18 protein-coding genes are annotated in these 19,547 nt (G+C 65.6%); all 18 read right to left on the bottom strand.

Annotation, left to right across the window (positions count from 1 at the left end; genetic code table 11):
* Window positions 1-23 precede the first annotated feature (23 nt).
* Window positions 24-515 (bottom strand): winged helix DNA-binding protein, encoded by a 492-nt coding sequence (locus ASD67_RS15990; RefSeq protein WP_056349376.1) that lies wholly within the window; start codon window positions 513-515, stop codon window positions 24-26.
* A gap of 24 nt (window positions 516-539) precedes the next feature.
* A complete protein-coding gene (locus ASD67_RS15985) occupies window positions 540-959 on the bottom strand; it encodes a hypothetical protein (RefSeq protein WP_056349371.1) in 420 nt (139 codons plus the stop codon).
* Window positions 960-986: 27 nt separating this feature from the next.
* Window positions 987-1,364 carry a hypothetical protein gene (locus tag ASD67_RS15980; protein WP_056349369.1) on the bottom strand — a complete coding sequence of 126 codons (378 nt, stop codon included), beginning with the start codon at window positions 1,362-1,364 and terminating at the stop codon, window positions 987-989.
* Window positions 1,365-1,423: 59 nt separating this feature from the next.
* On the bottom strand, window positions 1,424-1,918 hold the full coding sequence (locus ASD67_RS15975) for a response regulator transcription factor (RefSeq protein ID WP_056349365.1): 495 nt from the start codon (window positions 1,916-1,918) through the stop codon (window positions 1,424-1,426).
* Window positions 1,919-2,087: 169 nt separating this feature from the next.
* Window positions 2,088-3,062 (bottom strand): ROK family protein, encoded by a 975-nt coding sequence (locus tag ASD67_RS15970; RefSeq protein ID WP_056349362.1) that lies wholly within the window; start codon window positions 3,060-3,062, stop codon window positions 2,088-2,090.
* The gene (locus ASD67_RS15965; RefSeq protein ID WP_082545106.1) at window positions 3,059-3,772 is read right to left on the bottom strand and encodes a FadR/GntR family transcriptional regulator; all 714 of its coding nucleotides are present in this window, start codon (window positions 3,770-3,772) and stop codon (window positions 3,059-3,061) included. Before ASD67_RS15965 ends, ASD67_RS15970 begins: the two co-directional genes overlap by 4 nt.
* Entirely contained in the window at window positions 3,769-4,524 is a 756-nt protein-coding gene (locus ASD67_RS15960) for a helix-turn-helix transcriptional regulator (protein WP_156377742.1), read from the bottom strand. The genes ASD67_RS15965 and ASD67_RS15960 overlap by 4 nt, the downstream gene beginning before the upstream one ends.
* A 75-nt stretch (window positions 4,525-4,599) precedes the next feature.
* Window positions 4,600-5,505: an SDR family NAD(P)-dependent oxidoreductase gene (locus ASD67_RS15955; RefSeq protein WP_200938048.1), complete on the bottom strand. Its 906-nt coding sequence runs from the start codon at window positions 5,503-5,505 to the stop codon at window positions 4,600-4,602.
* Window positions 5,506-5,592: 87 nt separating this feature from the next.
* A complete protein-coding gene (locus ASD67_RS15950; RefSeq protein ID WP_056349357.1) occupies window positions 5,593-6,273 on the bottom strand; it encodes a TetR/AcrR family transcriptional regulator in 681 nt (226 codons plus the stop codon).
* A gap of 49 nt (window positions 6,274-6,322) precedes the next feature.
* The gene (locus ASD67_RS15945; RefSeq protein ID WP_056349354.1) at window positions 6,323-7,909 is read right to left on the bottom strand and encodes an AMP-binding protein; all 1,587 of its coding nucleotides are present in this window, start codon (window positions 7,907-7,909) and stop codon (window positions 6,323-6,325) included.
* A complete protein-coding gene (locus tag ASD67_RS15940; protein ID WP_056349351.1) occupies window positions 7,906-9,531 on the bottom strand; it encodes a carboxylesterase/lipase family protein in 1,626 nt (541 codons plus the stop codon). The genes ASD67_RS15945 and ASD67_RS15940 overlap by 4 nt, the downstream gene beginning before the upstream one ends.
* Window positions 9,528-10,760 carry a spinster family MFS transporter gene (locus tag ASD67_RS15935; RefSeq protein ID WP_082545105.1) on the bottom strand — a complete coding sequence of 411 codons (1,233 nt, stop codon included), beginning with the start codon at window positions 10,758-10,760 and terminating at the stop codon, window positions 9,528-9,530. The genes ASD67_RS15940 and ASD67_RS15935 overlap by 4 nt, the downstream gene beginning before the upstream one ends.
* A 69-nt stretch (window positions 10,761-10,829) precedes the next feature.
* On the bottom strand, window positions 10,830-13,136 hold the full coding sequence (locus ASD67_RS15930; protein WP_056352015.1) for a TonB-dependent receptor: 2,307 nt from the start codon (window positions 13,134-13,136) through the stop codon (window positions 10,830-10,832).
* Window positions 13,137-13,393: 257 nt separating this feature from the next.
* Window positions 13,394-15,106 (bottom strand): cation acetate symporter, encoded by a 1,713-nt coding sequence (locus tag ASD67_RS15925; protein ID WP_056349345.1) that lies wholly within the window; start codon window positions 15,104-15,106, stop codon window positions 13,394-13,396.
* The gene (locus ASD67_RS15920) at window positions 15,103-15,441 is read right to left on the bottom strand and encodes a DUF485 domain-containing protein (RefSeq protein WP_082545104.1); all 339 of its coding nucleotides are present in this window, start codon (window positions 15,439-15,441) and stop codon (window positions 15,103-15,105) included. Before ASD67_RS15920 ends, ASD67_RS15925 begins: the two co-directional genes overlap by 4 nt.
* Before the next feature lie 58 nt (window positions 15,442-15,499).
* Window positions 15,500-16,780, bottom strand: a complete 1,281-nt coding sequence (locus ASD67_RS15915; protein WP_327197022.1) for a mannitol dehydrogenase family protein — start codon at window positions 16,778-16,780, stop codon at window positions 15,500-15,502.
* Between the two features lie 38 nt (window positions 16,781-16,818).
* Window positions 16,819-18,231: a glucuronate isomerase gene (gene uxaC / locus ASD67_RS15910; RefSeq protein ID WP_056349340.1), complete on the bottom strand. Its 1,413-nt coding sequence runs from the start codon at window positions 18,229-18,231 to the stop codon at window positions 16,819-16,821.
* Complete coding sequence (locus ASD67_RS15905) at window positions 18,228-19,544, bottom strand: MFS transporter (RefSeq protein ID WP_056349337.1); 1,317 nt, start codon at window positions 19,542-19,544, stop codon at window positions 18,228-18,230. Before ASD67_RS15905 ends, uxaC begins: the two co-directional genes overlap by 4 nt.
* Between the last annotated feature and the right edge of the window lie 3 nt (window positions 19,545-19,547).

Genomic DNA, 19,547 nt, shown 5'->3' with positions numbered 1-19,547 from the left:
CGCCGCATCCCGGCCGGAGGGGACTACATTGCGAGCCGGCGACGGCTGTTCCACGCATGGCCCATTTTTTCGAAATAGCGCGTCATGCTGTCGACGCCATTGTCGGTGAGCCGCACGATCGAGCGGCGGCGGTCGCGTTCGTCGATGAAACGTTCGGCGAGATCGAGGTGTTCGAGCAGCGCGATCATGCGCAGCCCCGACGACAGCGGCACTCCGGCGCCGGTCGCGAGATCGCTGGCGCTGAGTTCGCGGTCATTGGTCTTGGCCAGCATCAGGTCGAGCAGCATGTCCCAGGTCGGCCCGGTCAGCTGGTTGCTGCCGAAATGCGACTTGCGCGTGCGGCGCATCTGAAGACTGAAGTTGAGTTGCTCGATCAGGCCCGGAACCGGCGCGTCGATCCGGTCGGGCTGCGACACGACCGGGACCTGCCCGCCAGCACCGCTGCCGAGCATTTCCTGGATCTGGTCGATCCGCGATTTGATTTCCGCAATTTCAACATTCGAAAATTGCTGCATGGATTGGGACCCCCGGGGCGCCCGCTATGCGGTCGCCCTCACGTCACCCCTCTGTTCCGTCGATCCCGCCGCGTACATGATCACGAGCAGGATCGGATAGGATATATATATCGAAAGCAGCGAATAGGGACGCGCCAATATCTCCGAAAACATCAGCTTCTGGATATGCCCGAAAATCGCGATGAGCTGCCAACCGGCGATCCAATAGGGCCAGAAACGCTCTGTTTTGAAGGCGATGTACCAGAAACTTATCAAGACGATGAGGTCTATGACGAAGATATTGATTTCGATATTTGTCCATTCCGGAACGGGTGACACCAATGTGGAGCAGACCGATGCGATCAGCGCGGTGTAAGCCGCCCAGCGTTCCAGGGGACCGCCGCGCTTCATCGCGACGGCCACCGTGATCAACAAAACGCTGTAATAAATCGCAACGGCCCACATGTGGCTTTCGTCAACCTTCCGTAGTGATTACGAAGCCTTGGCCAGCGGCATTTCCACGACGTCGGCGCGAACCAGATCGTTGCTGCCCTCGTCGAGCGACGCGCTGGCGGGCTTTACTCCGGCGCCGAACATGCGGGTGCCGAGACCGACCTCTTTCTGCGTCACGGTCAGCGCGAGATGCGCGTCGGTGAGCAGCTGGCGGACGTCGCCGGCGGCGGCCAGGGCGTGCGCGACTTTCGACATCGCTTCCTGACCGACGATCGCCGACATGTTGGTGTCGCGGCGCACGGTGGGCAGGGTCGCGGCGAGGTTGGCGATGCGGATCATCACCTCGTCGATGGCGTCTTCGGCCTGGTGCAATTCGGAAGCGATTTTTTTCGCGCCGGAGAGTCTTTGGTTCAGCATTTCTTGGTCCTTGAAAAAAGAATGCTACCGGTTCCCCCCCGCAGCATTCGGCTCGAACGTCAGGTCAACCGACCAAGTCCGACAAGGATCGAGTAGAGAGCGGAGAAGGCCAAAATCGTCACGAATGCGATCAAGATCGGCCAGATAATCCTTTCCAACAACCCATGCCGATTGATCGGCTGGGACTTGGTCGGAAACGGCAAACCGATATTGAAGATCTGCCGAAACGACCCGTGCCCCGGGTCGCCTTCGTCGGCGGGCAGGGAATCGGAAAGGTTAACCGGTTGATATGTCAAAGGCTGATAAGGGGTAACATCTTCGAAGACACCGTTACGAGCCAATATCGTTGCGGCCTCTACCCTGTTGGAAACGTTAAGTTTTTTTAGAGACCTTCGCACGCGTTCGTCGACCGTGTGCGGCGACACGTTCATCAGCCGCGCGATCTCCTTGGAATTTTTATGCTCGAAAACATGCCGCAGCGTTTCGATTTGCGCGGCAGACAGCAGGCTGATGTAATTGTCAGGATCGCCTTGCACGGGTCGGGAATAGTACATCTCGAGTCGAAAGCAAGCTGGCTAACTAGGTGTTAACGCTGTGGCGCGCGCATGCGGCGACCGCACCGGCGGCCCGGCGATGCCGCCGTCCTGTTTCGACAAGATGTCAAATCGCTTCATTCTAGTCTCCGCTCGCTGTTGTGCTCATCGGCGGAAGCCGACCCGATTTTTATCTATGCCCCGCTGAATCACGAAGGGCGACCGAACGCAAGCCCGTTGTGACACCGGGTGTCCCGCGTTGCGCCGCCCGGACGGCGAGCAAAATCGCGCCAAGCGGCCCGGCATCCTGCTTCAGCGCCGGCGGAGCGACGATACACGACAATGCCGTAAGGTCATAATCGGCGATATAGATCACCAGTCTTTCGGCGGCGAGGATCGCGGCGCGCGCCACCACATCAGGCTGGCCGAGGGCGACGCTGCCGCCGACGATGATGCGGTCTGGCGACAGGGCGAGCATCAGCACGGCAAGGAGTTCGGCGAGGTCGGACGCGACCGCCGCCCAACCCGGATCGGCCGGGTCGACGGTCGCGGGATCGCGCCCGAAGCGCGCACGGAGCGCCGGCCCGCTCAGCAGCCCCTCGACACAATCGCGGTGGAAGGGGCAGGCGCCGGCGAAACCATCGCCCGCGGCGCGGCGCAGCGACATATGCCCGATTTCGGGATGGAGGCGCCCGGCCACCGGCTGACCGTTCACGATCACCCCGCCGCCGACGCCGGTGCCGATGGTCAGATAGACGATCGTCCTGCAACCGCGCCCGGCGCCGAACTCGGCCTCGGCGATCCCGGCGCCATTGACGTCGGTATCAAGCGCGACCGGACAGGCGAAACGCGAGGTGAAAGGGGCGACGACGCGCGCACCGGTCCAGCCGGGCTTCGGGGTGTCGAGGATCGTGCCATAGTCGGGCGCGGCAGGGTCGACGCGGACGGGGCCGAAACTGGCGATCCCGATCGCCGCGATCGGCGCCTGCCGGTCCCATGCGACGAGGATATCGACCGCGGCGGACAGCGTTTCGTCGGGACTCGTGGTCGCAAGGCTGCGCTGGTCGACGATGTCGAGCCCGTCGGCGAGGGTCACGACGACCTTCGTCCCGCCCAGTTCGACCCCGGCGAAACGGCCGGCCGGCGCGGGTGCGGTCGTCGTCATCGGGCGTCGCGCAGCCGTTCGCCGACCGAATTGGCGAAATGCCGCTCCATCGCGGCCCGCGCCCGCGCCGGTTCGCGCGCCGCGATCGCATCGGCGACCTCGTGGTGGAGGGTCAGCGATTCGGCGCGCTCTTCGGGCAGCGCACGCTCCTGCCAGGCGCGCGGGACCGCGCGCGCCATCATTTCCTCGAACGAACAGATGATCTGGTAGAACAGCGGATTGCCGCTCGCGGCGGCGATCACCTGATGGAATTCGGTATCGGCGGCGGTGCGCGCGCCCTCGTCCCGGTCGACCGCAAGGCGGTGTGCGGCGGCCGATATCACGCGCGCCTGATCGTCGCTGCGGTTGAGCGCAGCGAGTTCGGCGGTGCGCAGTTCGAGCGTGCGGCGCACGTCCCAGACGTCGGCGAGGCTGACCTGCGCGGTGTTGATCGCATGGCCCAGCGACGCCGCCATCGCCGACCCGTCGATCGCGGCGACGCGCGGGCGGCGGCCGTTGCCGACATCGACAAGGCGGAGCGCGGCGAGCGCCCCGAACGCCTCGCGCATCACCGGGCGGCTGACCCCCATTTGCACGGCGAAGCTCCCCTCGCCCGGTAAGCTGTCGCCGACTTTCAGGTCGTGGGTGCGGATATGATCGCGCACCATCTCCATCGCGCGCTCGACGAGCGAGCGGCTCGCGGTCGCATCGATCGCGGCGACGCGGCTCATGCCGCGACGCCGATCCGGCGCATCGCGGTCGGCGCCATGCCGAAACGCCGCGAAAAGGCGCGGGTGAAGCTGGCGTTGTTGAGATAGCCGCAGCGATAGCCGATGCTCGCCACCGGCAGGTCGCTCGCCGCGAGCATCTGCCGCGCCTGGCGCAGCCGCCGTTCGCTCAGCGCCTCGGCGACGGTGCAGCGATAGAGTTCGCGAAAGCCGCGCGTCAGCTTGTCGCGGTTGAGGCCGCAGCTCTTCGCGATATCGTCAATGGTCAGTTTTTCGTGCCAACGTTCGTCGACGATCCGCCGCGCCGCGGCGATGCGCGCGATGTCGCTTTCGCACAGGCTCGGCTGGCCATCGACCGGCACCATGCGCCCGGCGGCGAGCGCGGCGAAAAACTGGCAGAGCAGTTCGAGCGAGCGCGCGAGGCGCAGCGTGTCGGCGGCGCGCGGATCGCTGTCGGGCGCAACGATCGACTGGCCGAGCCCGCGCAGGTCCGACGGCAGGTACCAGCGCGCGGCGGGGTCTGGCAGGTCGCCGAACAGGCGGCGGCACGCGGCGCGCGACACCGCGAAGATCAGCAGATGATCGTCGGCGACCGCATCGAGTTCGGCGAGACCGAGCGTGCTGACCACCGGTTCCTGCACCCCGCCAAAACCGAGCAGCAGCGCGTCGGACGGCAAGTGGCGGCGATCGCAGCCCCCCGACCCGACAAAACTCGTCATGTCCTGCGATACGATGACCACATGCTTCGACGTCATGGCTGTTCTCCCATGCGTCGTTTAAACCTGTCAGACAGCTCTTGGCAACAGCTGTATGACAGGTTGGCCGCGCGCTTAGCTGGCCCCCGCCATCGCCGCGTCGGCACTCGCGACTTCGCGTTCGGCCTGGGTGAAGCCGTAAGCGGGAACGATCGCGCCGTCGCGGTCGATCACGCGCGGCAGTTCGGCGATCAGCCGCTGGCCCGCATCGGCACCGGCGCCGATATGGAGCCCCTGCGACAGCGTGACGTCGGCCACTGCGAAATGTCCTGCCCCGGCACACAGGATCATACGGGTCGGCGCATCGTCGGCGACGAGCGGCAGCAGCGCCGGGCTGACCAGTGCCGGGTCGAGCGCAGCGAGGCTCGCGTCCGACAGCACGCCATGGGTCATCTGCGTCGCCGCGGTCGGCGCCAGCGCGTTGACGCGGATGCCATATTTATCGCCCTCGATCGCCAGCGTCTGCATCAGCCCGACAAGCGCCATCTTCGCGGCGCCATAATTGGCCTGGCCGAAATTGCCCCACAGCCCCGACGACGAGGTGGTCATGACGATGCGACCATGCTGCTGCGCGCGCATCACCTCCCACACCGCCTTGCAGCAGATCGCGGCGCCGATCAGATGGACGTCGATCACGGTGCGGAAATCGTCGAGGCTCATCTTGGCGAAACTCTTGTCGCGCAGGATGCCGGCGTTGTTAATGAGGATGTCGACGCGGCCCCACTGGTCGAGCACCTGCCGCACCATCGCCTCGACCGCGCCCTCGTCGGTGACCGATGCTGCGACCGCGAGCGCAGTGCCGCCCGCCGCCTCGATCTCGCGAACGACGGCTTCGGCGGGCGAGAGCGCGAGATCGTTGACGACCACCGACGCGCCCTGGCTTGCCAGATACAGCGCGTGCGCGCGGCCGAGTCCGCCGCCCGCGCCGGTCACGATCGCCACCCGGCCGCCGAGCGGCAATTCCGAACCCGATGTCGTCATCCTGAAAACTCCTTTATTCACTCTCTAGTTAGTTAATATCTTTCGCAGCGAAGCTTTGGCGTGACGCGTGGAGCCTCCGCTCCCGCCTCAGGCCGTCTTGTGGCAGATCTGCAGGAAGCCCGCGGCCATGAACGAGGCCATGCGCGCCTTGATCGCTTCGAAATCCTCGGACTTGCAGACGCCACCCGACAATTTGTCGATGCGACCGGTCCGCGCCAGCGTGACCATCAGCGCGCCGGTGACGAAATGATAGCCCCAGAAGATGTCGCGCTCGGCGCAGTCGGGCAGCGCTTTCTTGAGCAGGTCGATCAGCCGCAGCACCACCGGGTCGAAATGGCTGTCCATCAAATCGGCGCCCCATTCGGGGGTGTTGGCGACCAGCGCGCCGAGCGCGCCGTAATTTTTCCAGCCCTCGCCGCCATGGATATAGAGGTCGAGGTCGGTGTCGAGAAAGGCATGAAGCGCGCCCTCGACGGTGGGTTTGTCGCCCGCCAGTTTCTCATAATCGTCGAGCGCCTTCATCCGCCGCTCGCTGGTCACCACCGCACGGCGCGCGAAGACCGCGTCGAACAGGCTTTTCTTGTCGGCGAAATAATAGTTTAGCAGCGTGTGGTGGACCCCGACGCGCTTGGCGACGTCCTTCAGCGTGACGCCGTGCAGACCGTGCTTCGAGAAAAGATATTCGGCCTCATCGAGCATCTGCTCGATCGTTTCGGCGCGCTGTTCGGCCTTGGTCGACCGCCGACGCGATTTTGGCTCGTCTGCCACTGGTGCCAATTCCGATCCCTGTTCCCCGGCGCCCCGCGCCGCAGTCCGCTCAACCCGCTCCATGCTCGTTCCGCAAGCGAATCTTATCGATTTTTCCGGTCGGCGCCAGCGGCATGGCGGCGAGCCGCACCACCGCATCGGGAATCCACCAGGTCGCGACGCGGCCCGCGAGCGGCGCGAGCAGCGCGGCATCGTCGATCTCTTCGCCGCCGCGCATCTCGACCAGCAACACCGGGCGCTCGCCCCATTTTGCGTCCTGCCGGCCGATCACGGCGGCGAGCGACACCTGCGGCAGCGCGCCGACGACCGCCTCGATCTCGGCGGGGTTGATCCATTCGCCGCCCGATTTGATCAGATCCTTGGCGCGGCCGGTGATGATGAGATTGCCCTTCGCGTCGATGCGCGCGAGGTCGCCGGTCGGGAACCAGCCTTCGGCGTCGGTCGCGGGCACGCTCTCGCCGAAATAGCGGTCGACTACCGACGCGCCGCGTACGTACAAATGTCCCTCGCCGCCGCGCTGTTCGGGAAGCGGTGTGCCGCCTGCATCGGTCAGCCGCAGGTCGACGCCGATCGCCGGCCGCCCCGACACCGCCGCACTGCGTTGCGGATCGTCGGGCGGCGCGATGACGCCGAGCGGCGACAATTCGGTCATGCCCCAGCTCGTCTGGATGGTGACGCCGAGCCGGCTTTCGAGCCGTTCCATCAGCGCCGGGGCCATCGGCGCGCCGCCGACGATCAGGCGTTCGAGCGACGGCAATTCGCCGCCCACCGCCTCAAGATGTTCGACCAGCCCAAGCCACACCGTCGGCACCCCAACCCCGATCGTCACCCCCTCGGCGGCGATCAGCCGCGCAAGGCTGGCGCCATCGGCCTGGCGGCCCGGCAGCACCAGCTTGCCGCCGACTGCGGGCAGCGCAAAGGGCAGCCCCCAGGCGTTGGCGTGGAACATCGGCACCACCGCGAGCACCGCGTCGCGGCTGGTGAAGGCCATGACATCGGCCTGCAGGCTGCGTAGCGTATGCAGAAAACTGCCGCGATGGGTGTAGGTCACGCCTTTCGGCGCACCGGTGGTGCCCGAGGTGAAACAGAGTCCCGCGGGTGCGGTTTCGGGAAAATCGCCCCAGAGAGCATTGCCCGGCGCGTCTGCGATCAAGGATTCGAGCGCGACAACCGGCACGCCCGCAAAGGCGCCCTCCCCCACCGTGCCGTCGATCAGCAATATCCGCTCGATCGCTGGGGCACGTTCGGCGATCAACTTGGCCAGCGGCAACAGGTCGGCGCTCGCGACCAGGATCTTCGCGCCCGACTGCACCGCCATCGACGCGAGTTGTGGCCCGGTGAGGCGCGGGTTGAGCGTGTGGCACACCGCGCCGATGCCCATCACCGCATACCAGAGTTCGACATGCGCCGCGCTGTTCCACGCCAGCGTCGCGACGCGGTCGCCCTTCCTGATCCCGAAACCATTCAGCAGCGACGAGATCGCCACACTGCGGTCGCGGAGCGCGGCATAGGTGATGCGATCGATACCGCCGTCGTCGCGCGCGCTCACCACCTCGGCATCGCCATGCCAGCGCGCGGCATGGTCGAGGAAGCGGTTCAGCGTCAGCGGATAATCCTGCATGCTACCGTCGGTCATGGACAGTCGGCGCCCTTCGCGAGCACGGGCGAGAGAATGCCCGTGTTCCAATTCCACGGCAGGTTGCCCGCGGCGCGGCGGCGGCACATCGCCGCCTCGTGCAGCGCATACATGCCCGGCATCAGACGCGCGCCGGGGCGCGGGATGTCGGCGAAAGCGAGGAAGGCGGCGTCCTGGCCATAGGGCCGCCAGACCGCCTGCCCCGCCGCCTCGGGCTTGCCTGTTTTCGCGAACGACACCCAATAATCGCCCATCGCGGCGGCGAAGCGCTTTTCGGCGACCGTGTCGGGGATTTTCGGCCAATAGGGCGGCGTGTCGGTCGCGGTGCCGAACACATAAGGGATTTCGGCGGCGTGGAAGCCGTGCAGCCCCGCCTCACTCGTCGCCGGATAGCCATGGTCGAACAAATAGAGATAGGCGTTCTGGCCGAGCGCACTCTGCTTGACCGCGAGCCGCTCGGACGTCCAGCCATAGAGCGCGTCGCGCGTGGTCGCGATCACCGCTTCGTTCAGGTCCTTGGCGGGATAGAGCTTGAGCCAGCCATCGGCGAGATCGCCATAACGCTCGCGGATCGCGGCCTCATAGACCGCAGCACTCGCGGGCGCCGGCGGCGCGAGCATACGCAGCGAGCGGATTTCGCCGATGTTGAACCCCGCGATCATCGGCACCGGCGCCTGCTCGCCGCGGTCGAAGCTGTCGACCAGCTGCCGCGGCAAGATCTTGCCATCGACCGTACCCCAGGGAAAATAGCCCGCCTTGAGCGCGCCGTCGTTGAGCGTGGTCGCATCCATCGCGCGCAGCGCCGCGAGGTCGGTGGCGCCGAGCGCCGCAGCGACCTTGGTCCCCATCGTCTCGGCCGGGATTTCGCCGTGCTGCGCCCCGCGAAGCGACGGGGTCGAGATCATATAGGCGCTCTGCGCGATCGCCTTGTGAAACAGCCCGCGCGCTTTGGGCGCGGTCATCAGATACATCACGCTGAGCGCGCCCGCGGACTCGCCCGCGATCGTGACATTGTTCGCGTCGCCGCCAAAGGCGCCGATATTGGCCTTCACCCATTCGAGCGCCGCGATCTGGTCGAGCAGCCCGTAATTGCCCGACACCCCGTCGGGCGATTCCTTGCTGAGTTCGGGGTGCGCCATATAGCCGAGCGCGCCGAGCCGATAGTTGATCGACACGATAATCGCGCCGCGCGCGGCAAGCTTGGCGCCATCGTACATCGCCTCATGGCTGTAGCCGTTGGTCAGCGCGCCGCCGTGGATCCACACGATCACCGGCGCGTCCTTGGCCGCCTCGGGCGCCCAGATGTTGAGCGTCAGACAGTCTTCAGAGGCCTTGGCAGGCGGGTTGGTATAGATGCCGATCGCGGTCGGGCGCGGCTGGATGCAGGCGGCGCCGAAGCTCTGCGCCTTGCGCACCCCCTGCCACGCGGGCAGCGCGACCGGCGGCTTCCAGCGCAGCGGGCCGACCGGCGGCTGCGCGAAGGGGATGCCCTTGAATATCCGGACCTTGCCTACCGCCTTGCCCTCGACCGATCCGGCGGGGGCGTCGACCACCGGCGCGGCGGCAATGACGGGTGTCGCCACCAGCATCGCGGCGGCGAGCAGCGTAGTTGTCTTTTTCATGCCGAAGCCTCCTCGCGGCGCAGCCGCCGTGCGAGCCAGAGAAAGAGAGCGATGGCGACGAGATAGAAAGGCGTCAGCGTGTAGAGCGCGGTCTGCAGCCCGTGCGCGTCGCCCTGCGCCTTGAACCAGTCGCTTGCGAAACCGACCCACGTCGGCCCGAGTCCCAGCCCGATGAAGTTCATGATGAGGAGCAGCAGCGCGCCCGCCAGCACGCGCTGGTTCGGCTTCACTTCCTCCTGCACCAGCGCGACCGATGCCGAGAGATAGAAATAGTTGAAGACCATCACGACGCTGAGCAGCGCGAGCGCCAACGGCCAGCCCGGAGCCCAGACGAAGCCGATATAGAAGGGCATCGCGACGACTAGCGACAGCGCCGGAGCGATCGCATAGCCGGCGCGCGACTTCTTCACCATGCGGTCGATCACCCGCCCCGACACGATCATCCCGCCACCCATGCCGACCAGCAGCACCAGCGCGTACCAGATCGCGACATCGCCCAGTTCCATGCCCTTTTCGCGCATCAGGAACAGCACCGCGAAATTGCCGAGGCCGTAAGTCACGAACTGCGTCGCGCCGCTGCCGAGCGCCGCGAGCATCAGGATCGGGTGCGACAGGAACATGCGCACCGTCGGCCAGAACTCCGCCTTCTCGTCCGCAGGCGAACTCGAAACCGGCGCAGCAACATCGGTCGCCCCGCGCTTCGGCTCGCGCACTGTCAGCCACACGACCAGCGCGGTGACGATGCCGATGACGCCGACCGCGATGAAGGGGATGCGCCAGCCGAAATGCTCGGCGATCGCGGCGCCGAACGCCACCCCCGCCGCGGCGCCGATCGCCGGGCCAAGGTTGAAGATGCCCAGCGCCGCGGCGCGCTTGCCCGGCGGATAGGTGTCGGTGATGATCGCATAGGAGGGCGGCACGCCCCCCGCCTCGCCAAAGCCGACGACCATGCGCGCGATCGCGAGCTGGGTATAATTGGCCGCCATCCCACACGCGACGGTCGCACCGCTCCACACCGCGCAGGCGAGCGACAGCACCCCGACGCGGCTCGTTCGGTCGGCGAACCAGCCGACCGGGATCGCGATGAAGCAATAGAACATCGCGAAATAGAGACCGCTGATCAGCCCGAGCTGGCCGTCGCTGATCTGGAGCGCATCCTGGATCGGCTTGGCGAGGATCGACAGCAGCTGGCGATCGAGGAAGTTCAGCACATAGACGAAGCAGAGCATCCCCAAGACGAACCCGGGCCGCGCGGCCGGCTTCGTGGCGGTGGACGGGAGTGTGCCGGTCGCCACGGCTTAGAGACTGTAACCGAGACGAATGCCGAAGGTGCGCGGCCGCATCGTGCCGAAGCGGCTGTTCAGGAAGGCCTCCGGGTGGATGTAGGTGATCGAATGATCGTCGAAGAGATTCTCGACATAGAGCTGCGCCGAGATATCGCCCTTCTTCAGCCCGAGGCTGAGGTTGACGTTGCTATAGGCGTCGGTCTTGCCAAAGGTCGCGAGCGGCAGATTGGGATTGCCCGGGGTGTTCGGGAAGCTGCTGTTGTACGACCCGATATGCTGCGCGTTGACCGCGAGCAACGCATCGACATCGGACCCGATCTTGAAATTATACGACATATAGGCCGACCCCTGAATCCGCGGCGCCGACAGCCGGTGCCCGAGCACCGCGCCCGAAATCGCCGCCTCGGCAGGCGACAGCCTGGTGATCTTGCTATCATTATAGGCGCCGTTGAAGCCGATCGACCAGCCGGTCACGGGGATCACCGCGACCTCGAACTCGAAACCCTTGCTCTGAGCCGCGCCGATGTTGGTCGCGAACTGCACCGAGTCCGACACGCGGTTCGCCTGCGCCTGGATGTTCGTCCAGTCGATCAGATAGAAGGCCGCGTTGATGCTCACCCGCCCGCCGAGCCAGCGCCCTTTGGCGCCGACTTCATAGCTATTGAGGCTGTCGGACGTCGCACCAAAGGGAATGGTGATGTCGTTGGGGCTTGTCGCCGGCGGCGGGCGATTTGCGAAGGCGTTAACAATCGGCGCCCGAAAACCGGTAGAGAAGGTGGCATATGTGGTCAGCGTGTCGCTCGGCTTGAAGGTCGCGCTGGCTTTCCATGACGGCTTGGATCCTTTCGCTTTGAGTCCGGTCACGGCCGCGAAAGGCGTTTGCGTAAAGTTTATGTTCCGGAACCCAAGCAGGGCGTAATCGAAATAGCCAAAGCCTGCGGCGGTAGAGAGATAACCGCCCGCCTCCGTAAAGCCCTGCGCCGACGTCTCACCGTACCGCATGCCACCGGTGAGCCAGAACTTGTCCGAGAAGCGATAGGTCAACTCGCCAAATCCCGCGAGTTCCTTGCTGAGCGAATGCGTATATTGCTTCTGATAATATTTGTCCGGCAACCCGGTGAAGTTGCGCTCGGCCAGAAAGGCCAGGCTCGACCGGTAGAAAAAATCGACGTCGCGGCGGCGATCGAGATAGAAGCCGCCGACCACGAACTGGAACGGACCGTCGAGCGTCGAGGCGAGGCGCGTTTCCTGCACGAACACCTTGTCATAGCCATCGGCGTCGAGGCCGAAGGCAATCGGCGCGCCCGGGAACGAGCCGGGCTGAAAGGTGCCGGCGAGGTCGACGTAGAAACGCTGCTCGAAATCCGAATAGGTTGACGAACTGGTGAGTTTGGCGAAATCGAACTCATAGTCGATCGTCGCGTTCGCAATCAGCTGCTTGCCGGTGAAGCGGTCGGGCTCGTCCGACACGCGCTTGTTGCGCCCCAGCGACGGGCTGGTCAGCGAGCTGTCCTTGGGGTTGCTATATTCGTAGCTGCCGAGCAGCTTGATCGACAACCGGTCGGTCGGTTTCCACAGCAGGGTCGCGCGACCGCCATAATCGATCAGCGTGTTCGAATTCTTCACGCCGGTCCCGACATTGTCGAGATAGCCTTCCTCGTCGCGGTAAAAACCGACGACGCGCAGCGCCAGCTTGTCTTCGACCAGCGGCACGTTGACCATCGCGTTATAGCGCTGGCGAACGCTGTCCGATCCGGTCAGCCCGAGATCGACCAGCGCGGCGGTGTCGAAATCGTTAAGGTCGGGGCTTTTCTGCAGGATGCGCATCGCGCCCGACAGCGAACCCGATCCGAACAACGTCCCCTGCGGCCCGCGCAGGAATTCGACGCGCTCGACGTCGAACAGATTGGGATCGACGACAGTGGTGTTACCGATCGTCGAGACCGGCAGTTCGTCGATATAGATGGCGACCGAGCTCTGCAGGTTGGCGTTATAGCCGTTGGTCGCGATGCCGCGTGCGGTGAAATTGTTGAAGTTCGCGGTCGGCTTGTTGAGCACGACGCCCGGCGTCTCGCGCCCGATGCCCTCATAACCGACGATGCCCTTTTCGGTCAGCTCTTCCTGCGAATAGGCCGAGATGCTGAGCGGCACGTCCTGGATGCGCTCGGCGCGGCGTGTGGCGGTGACGATGATCGAACCGTCGTCGCCGTCCTGCTCCTCGGCCTGCGGGGCGGTGCCCCCGGCATCCTGCGCCACGGCGACGGTCGGAACGGTGAACAGCGCGCCCGCGCACACGGACGCCAAGAAAATTGCCCTCATCATATCTCTCCCAGCATGCGCCGATCGGGTGTCGGCGTCGGGATGTTTATGACGAGGCTTCGCGAGCGAGTCAATATTCACTCTCTCGTGTGTGAATATTATTTGTGGAGGGCGTTTGTGTGTGAAGTTAGGCGGAAATGCGGGACGAATCAGACTTCGCTGCGGACAAAACACCCCCTCACCCTTCCCACCGGCTTTGCCGGCGGGAGAGGGAGAGAGGCGCGAAGCGCCGGAAGGGTGAGGGTCACAGGCCTGATCTAGTGCGCCGAAGCGTCCGAAGCGCCAATGCCGGTTTCGGCCCGGACGCGCTGCGCCGGGTAACCCGCCCGATCGACCGCCGCGCGCCCGCTCTTGTCGGCGAGCGAGACGAGCCAGATCGCGAGGAATGCCGCGGGCATCGAGAAGATCGTCGGCGAGCTGTACGGAAAGACGGGGTCGGCATGGCCGAGCACCGCGCCCCAGATCGCTGGCGACAATATCGTCAGCACCAGTGCGAGCAGCACCCCGACGAAACCGCCGACGACGACACCCCGCGTCGTGCAGCCATCCCACAGAAGCGACATCACCAGCACCGGGAAATTGCCCGACGCGGCGAGCGCGAAGGCCAGACTGACCATGAAGGCGACATTCTGTTTCTCGAACGCGATGCCGAGCAGGATCGCCAGGATCGCGAGCACCGGTACGGTGTAGCGCGACACCTTAAGCTCGTCGGCCGAATTCGCCTGCCCCTTCTTGACGATCGACGCATAGATGTCGTGCGACACCGCCGACGCCCCCGACAGCGTCAGCCCCGCGACCACCGCGAGGATCGTCGCGAAGGCAACCGCGCTGACGATCCCCAGGAAGATATCGCCGCCGATCGCCGAAGCGAGGTGGATCGCCGCCATATTGCCGCCGCCCTTCAGGCTGCCGTCGGGCATCAGATAGTCCGGGTTCGACGCAACGAAGGTAATCGCGCCGAAGCCGATGATGAAGGTCAGGATATAGAAATAGCCGATCCAGCCCGTGGCCCACAGCACCGACTTGCGCGCTTCCTTGGCGTCGGGAACGGTGAAGAAGCGCATCAGGATATGCGGCAGCCCCGCGGTGCCGAACATCAGCGCCATGCCGAAGCTGATCGCCGACAGCGGATCCTTGATAAAGCCGCCCGGACCCATGATCGACAGGCCCTTCGCCGCCGCTTCCGCGGGCGCCGCACCCGCCGAGGCGGCAAGCCCGGTCTTCACCTCGACCGCCCTGGCGAACAGCGCCTCGGGCGAGAAGCCGAAGTTCCACAGCACCGCGAACGCCATGAAGCTCGCGCAGCCGAGCAGCATCACCGCCTTGATGATCTGGACCCAGGTCGTCGCGATCATGCCGCCGAACAGCACATAGCAGGTCATCAGCGCGCCGACGATCAGCACCGCATAGCTATAGGGCAAGCCGAACAGCAATTTGATCAACTGCCCCGCGCCGACCATCTGCGCGATGAGATAGAAGAGCACGACCGCGAGGGTGCTGAACGCCGCGAACAGCCGCACCGGGGTCTGCGCGAAGCGGAAGCTGACGACGTCGGCGAAGGTGTAGCGGCCGAGGTTGCGCAGCCGCTCGGCGAGCAGGCAAAGCAGGATCGGCCAGCCGACGAGGAAGCCCGTCGAATAGATCAGCCCGTCATAACCGTCGGCGAAGATCTGCGCCGAAATGCCGAGGAAGGAGGCGGCCGACATATAGTCGCCCGCGATCGCGAGGCCGTTCTGGAACCCCGTGATGCCGCCGCCCGCCGTATAGAAATCGGACGCGCTGCGCACGCGTCCCGCCGCCCAGCGCGTGATGCCGAGGGTCGCGAGCACGAAGGCGGAGAACATCAGGATCGCCGGCCAGTTCGCCGCCTGCTGCTCGGTCTGGCCGGTCAGCGCGTCGGCCGCCGCGATCGCGGGCCAGCCGAGCGCGAGCAGGATCAGCGCAGTGCGGGTGATCGGAAAGCGGCTCATGCGCCATAATCCCGGCGCAGCGCATCGAGGTCGCGGTCGAATATCTTGTTGGCACGGCGCACATAGAGCGCGGTGAGCAAGATGCCCGCGACGATCACTCCGAGTCCGAGCGGAATGCCGAGCGAGGTCACGCCGCTCCCCAGCGGGCGCGCGAGGATATGCGGTTCAAAGGCGATCAGCAGGATATAGCCGAAATAAATGGCCAGCATGACGATCGTCAGCCGCCAGCCGAAGCGCGAACGCGTCGTCACCAGCCGCTGGTAACGCTCGTCCTGCTCGATGCCCTGCGTCCCGGCCGGGGCGGCTGCCCCCTGCCCCTCTCCCTGTTGTTCCAAACCGTGTCTCCCGTTTGTCGCAACAGCTATGCGGGTGCCCGACGCGAAACCCAAGCGCTTATTCGGGCCGCCATTCCGACGACAGCACACCAACCGGTCCGAACAGCGCCGTCATCGCATCGGGGCCTGCCACGGCTTCGCGCAGCCGATCGGCGAGCGGGTCGTCGATCGGGAAAGCACCGCCGCGCAAAAAGGCGATCCACGCATCGATCGCCGCGAGAAGCGACGGGCAGCGCGCGCCGCACCGCTGGTGCCAGGCCAGCGTTTCGAGCCAGCGCTGCGGGATTTTCTGGCTGCCGTCCATCGCGATCTGGATCAGCCTATGGTCGAGCGCCGGGTTGGCGAAGCGGTCGAGCAGCGCATCGGCATAGGCGGACAGGTCCTGCCCCGGCGCGGCGTCGATCGTCGGCGCCGCCTCGTCGCGCATCAGGCTTTCGATGACCGGCCGGATCGCGGGATCGGCGATCGCCTGATGCACATAGGCGTGACCGCGCCCGAGGCCGATATAGGCGAGCGCCGAATGCGCGCCGTTGAGCAGGCGCAGCTTCGCGGTTTCATAGGGCGCGACATCGGCGACAAGCTGCCCCCCGACCGCCTCCCAGCGCGGGCGCGGACCGGCGAAATCATCCTCGATCACCCACTGGCTGAAAGCTTCGGTGACCACCGTGCCCTCGTCGCGCACCCCGAGTTCCGCCTCGATCGTGGCGCGGTCGGCGTCGGTCGTCGCGGGCACAATGCGGTCGATCATCGTCGCGGGACAGCGGCACGTCGCATCGAACCAGGCGGTCAGGTCGGAATGATAGGCTATCAGATACTCGCGCATCAGCCGTCGCAGCACCGCGCCATTGTTCGCCAGATTGTCACAGCTGAGCAGGGTCAGGCCGGGCAGTCCGGCCGCCTTGCGCTGGACCATTCCGGCGGCGACGAAGCGGTAGAGGCTCGATACGCCCATCGCCGCGGCGAGATCGAGCGCCCCATCGACGCCACGCAAATAGCCCTTCTCGGTGACGGTGAAGCTGACGATATGCGTCGTCGGCGCGGCGATCGCGTCGATCACCGCCTGGCCGTCTTCGACCGCGACGAGCACCTTCTGCACCGCACCGATCAGTCGCAGTTCGCTGCTCGCCGCGCTGCGCTTCGCGACCGAATAAAGCCCACCCTGCGGATTGAGCTGCGCCGCGACATCGCCCGAGCGCAGCGACACGCCGATGATGCCCCAGTCGCGGTCGCCCGCGCCCATCGCATCGTCGGTGTAGACCGCCTGATGCGCGCGGTGAAAGGCGCCGATGCCGATATGGACGATCCCCGCGGTCTGCGCGGCGCGGTCGTAACCCGGCACCCGCACCGACGCCGGGAGCGGCGTTTGCGCCGAAAGCCTCACAGCTTGTACGCGGCCGTGGCAAGATTGTAGCTGAGGTCGGTCGCGAGTTCGGCGGCTTCCCATTCTTCCATGCGGTGCTCGGCGACGAGCTGGGCGAGGAAGCCGCAGTCGATCCGCCGCGCGACGTCGTGCCGCGCCGGGATCGACAGAAAGGCGCGGGTGTCGTCGTTGAAGCCGACCGTGTTGTAGAAACCCGCGGTCTCGGTGACCTGATTCCGGAACCGGCGCATCCCCTCGGGACTGTCGTGGAACCACCAGGCGGGGCCAAGCTTGAGCGCCGGATAATGGCCCGCGAGCGGCGCGAGTTCGCGCGCATAGCTCGTCTCGTCGAGCGTGAAGAGAATGACCGTCAGCGCCGCCTCATTGCCATATTTGCCGAGCAGCGGACGCAACGCCTGGACATAATCGGTGCTCATCGGAATATCGGCGCCCTTGTCGCGCCCATAATGGTCGAACAGCCAGGCATTGTGGTTGCGCAAGGCGCCGGGGTGAATCTGCATCACCAGCCCGTCGTCGAGGCTCATCCCCGCCATCACCGTCAGCATATGGGCGCGGAACAGTTCGGCATCGGCGGCGCTCACCTCGCCGCGCGTGACGCGCGCGAACAGCGCCTCGGACTCGGTGCGCGTCAGGTCGGCGGTCGCGGCGGTCGGGTGGCCATGGTCGGTCGAGGTCGCGCCCATGCTGGCGAAGAAGGCCCGGCGCTTGCGGTGCGCGGCGATATAGCCCGCATAGCTGTACGCATCCTCGCCGGTCAGCTCGGAGAAGCGCGCGAGATTCGCGTAGAAGCCTTCGAAGTCGGGGTCGACCACCGGGTCGGGGCGATAGGCGGTGATCACCCGCCCCGCCCATTCGCCGCTGTCGTTCGCGGCGCGGATCACGCGATGATGCTCGAGCGTGTCGAGCGGGCTTTCGGTGGTCGCGATCACCTCGATGCCGAAGCGGTCGAACAACGCGCGCGGGCGGAAGGCCCCGGTCGCCAGCGCCTCGGTGATCCAGTCGTAATAGAGGTCCGACGTGGCCGCCTCGAACTGCACTTCGATGCCGAACGCCTCGGCGAACACCCAGTCCATCCACATCCGCGACGGGGTGCCGCGGAACAGATGATAGCGCTCGGCGAACAGCCGCCAGCTTTCGCGCGGATCGGCAGCGGGGTTGCGAATGCCGAGCGCGTCGAGCGACACGCCCTGCGAATAGAGCATGCGAAACACATAATGATCGGGGTGCAGCAGCAACTCTGCGGCGTTGCCGAACGGCGCGTTGCCCGCGAACCAGCTGGGGTCGGTGTGTCCGTGCGGGCTGATGATCGGCAGCCCCGCGACCTCAGCATAGAGCCGCCGCGCGATATCGCGCTGCCCCGGGTCCGACGGGAACAGGCGATCGGGATTGAGGGCGAGCGGACGGGTCATGCGGGGGCAGCATCGCTTTCTACGGTCACCGGCGCAAGCTTGGGGCTGAGCAGGTGGATCGCCAGCACCGCGAGGAAATAGACGGTGGTGCACGCGGCGAAGATGAGCGTGTAGTTGCCGCCGGTCGCGTCGAGGACGAGGCCGGTCGATTTGGCCATGATCATACCGCCGACGCCGCCCATGAACCCGCCGAGCCCGATCACCGACCCCACCGCGCGTTTCGGGAACATGTCGGGGGGGATCGACAGGATCGTCGACGAGAAGGCCTGATGCCCGGCGAGCGCGATGCCGATCAGCACCACGGCGAGCCACATATTTTCGAGGCCGGTGACGAACAGCAGCGGCAGCACGCAGAATCCCGCGCCCAGCATCGTGACCTTGCGCGCGAAATTGACACTATGCCCCTGCTGAATCAGCTTTGACGACGTCCAGCCTCCGACGATGCTGCCGACGTCGGACAGCAGATACATGATGATCATCGGCAGCAGGACGACCTTCAGATCGACATTGTAGGTCGTGCTGAAATATTTGGGCAGCCAGAACAGCATCAGGAACCACACCGGGTCGGTCAGGAATTTGCCGACCGCAAAGGCCCAGGCTTCGCGCTTGGTGACGATCTTGCTCCAGCCGAGGCGTTCGATCTTCTCGGGCGGGTCATGCTCGATCCATGCGAGTTCGGCTTCGCTGACCTTGCCGCTCTCGCGCGGATTGCTGTACAGCCAGAGCCACAGGACGAGCAGGATCGCGCCGAAAATACCGGTGTAGATGAAGGTCTGGCGCCAGTCGAAACCCATCCAGACCATGAACAGCCAGATGGTCGGGGCGGTCAGGATGACGCCGATCGTCGTCGCGCTGTTGACCCAGCCGATCGCATAGGCGCGCTCCTTCTGTGGAAACCATTCGCTCGATGCCCGCACGACCGACGGGAAATGCCCCGCCTCGCCGACGCCGAGGATGACCCGCGCCATCATGAAGGAGACGACCGACGAGGCGAAGCCATGCGCAACATGGCCGATCGTCCAGATCGAAATCGCGATCGCATAGCCGACCTTCGGTCCGAAACGGTCGATCAGCCAGCCCATCAACAGGAAGCCCATCGCATAAGCCGCCTGGAAGGCGGTGACGATGTTGCCATAATCATTCTCGGACCAGCCGAGATCGTCGCCGAGCACGGGGGCGAGAAGCCCCAGCATCGTCCGGTCGATATAATTGACCGTCGTCGCGGCAAAAAGCAGCGCGATGATCAGCCAGCGGTACCGTCCGGCCCGGGGCACCGGCGACGCCGTACCTCCGTCCGCGATTGCCTGTGCCATGAA

Source organism: Sphingopyxis sp. Root1497 (genome assembly GCF_001427085.1).
Classification (GTDB): Bacteria; Pseudomonadota; Alphaproteobacteria; order Sphingomonadales; family Sphingomonadaceae; genus Sphingopyxis.
Note: the sequence above shows the minus strand (reverse complement) of the source record. Positions and strands in the feature narration are given on the sequence as shown.

Bases quoted from the DNA above. Each gene is read 5' to 3' on its own strand.
- ASD67_RS15990 (WP_056349376.1), bottom strand. From the start codon at position 515: ATGCAGCAATTTTCGAATGTTGAAATTGCGGAAATCAAATCGCGGATC.
- ASD67_RS15985 (WP_056349371.1), bottom strand. From the start codon at position 959: ATGTGGGCCGTTGCGATTTATTACAGCGTTTTGTTGATCACGGTGGCC.
- ASD67_RS15980 (WP_056349369.1), bottom strand. From the start codon at position 1,364: ATGCTGAACCAAAGACTCTCCGGCGCGAAAAAAATCGCTTCCGAATTG.
- ASD67_RS15975 (WP_056349365.1), bottom strand. From the start codon at position 1,918: ATGTACTATTCCCGACCCGTGCAAGGCGATCCTGACAATTACATCAGC.
- ASD67_RS15970 (WP_056349362.1), bottom strand. From the start codon at position 3,062: ATGACGACGACCGCACCCGCGCCGGCCGGCCGTTTCGCCGGGGTCGAA.
- ASD67_RS15965 (WP_082545106.1), bottom strand. From the start codon at position 3,772: ATGAGCCGCGTCGCCGCGATCGATGCGACCGCGAGCCGCTCGCTCGTC.
- ASD67_RS15960 (WP_156377742.1), bottom strand. From the start codon at position 4,524: ATGACGTCGAAGCATGTGGTCATCGTATCGCAGGACATGACGAGTTTT.
- ASD67_RS15955 (WP_200938048.1), bottom strand. From the start codon at position 5,505: ATGACGACATCGGGTTCGGAATTGCCGCTCGGCGGCCGGGTGGCGATC.
- ASD67_RS15945 (WP_056349354.1), bottom strand. From the start codon at position 7,909: ATGACCGACGGTAGCATGCAGGATTATCCGCTGACGCTGAACCGCTTC.
- ASD67_RS15940 (WP_056349351.1), bottom strand. From the start codon at position 9,531: ATGAAAAAGACAACTACGCTGCTCGCCGCCGCGATGCTGGTGGCGACA.
- ASD67_RS15935 (WP_082545105.1), bottom strand. From the start codon at position 10,760: ATGCTCTGCTTCGTCTATGTGCTGAACTTCCTCGATCGCCAGCTGCTG.
- ASD67_RS15930 (WP_056352015.1), bottom strand. From the start codon at position 13,136: ATGAGGGCAATTTTCTTGGCGTCCGTGTGCGCGGGCGCGCTGTTCACC.
- ASD67_RS15925 (WP_056349345.1), bottom strand. From the start codon at position 15,106: ATGAGCCGCTTTCCGATCACCCGCACTGCGCTGATCCTGCTCGCGCTC.
- uxaC (WP_056349340.1), bottom strand. From the start codon at position 18,231: ATGACCCGTCCGCTCGCCCTCAATCCCGATCGCCTGTTCCCGTCGGAC.
- ASD67_RS15905 (WP_056349337.1), bottom strand. From the start codon at position 19,544: ATGGCACAGGCAATCGCGGACGGAGGTACGGCGTCGCCGGTGCCCCGG.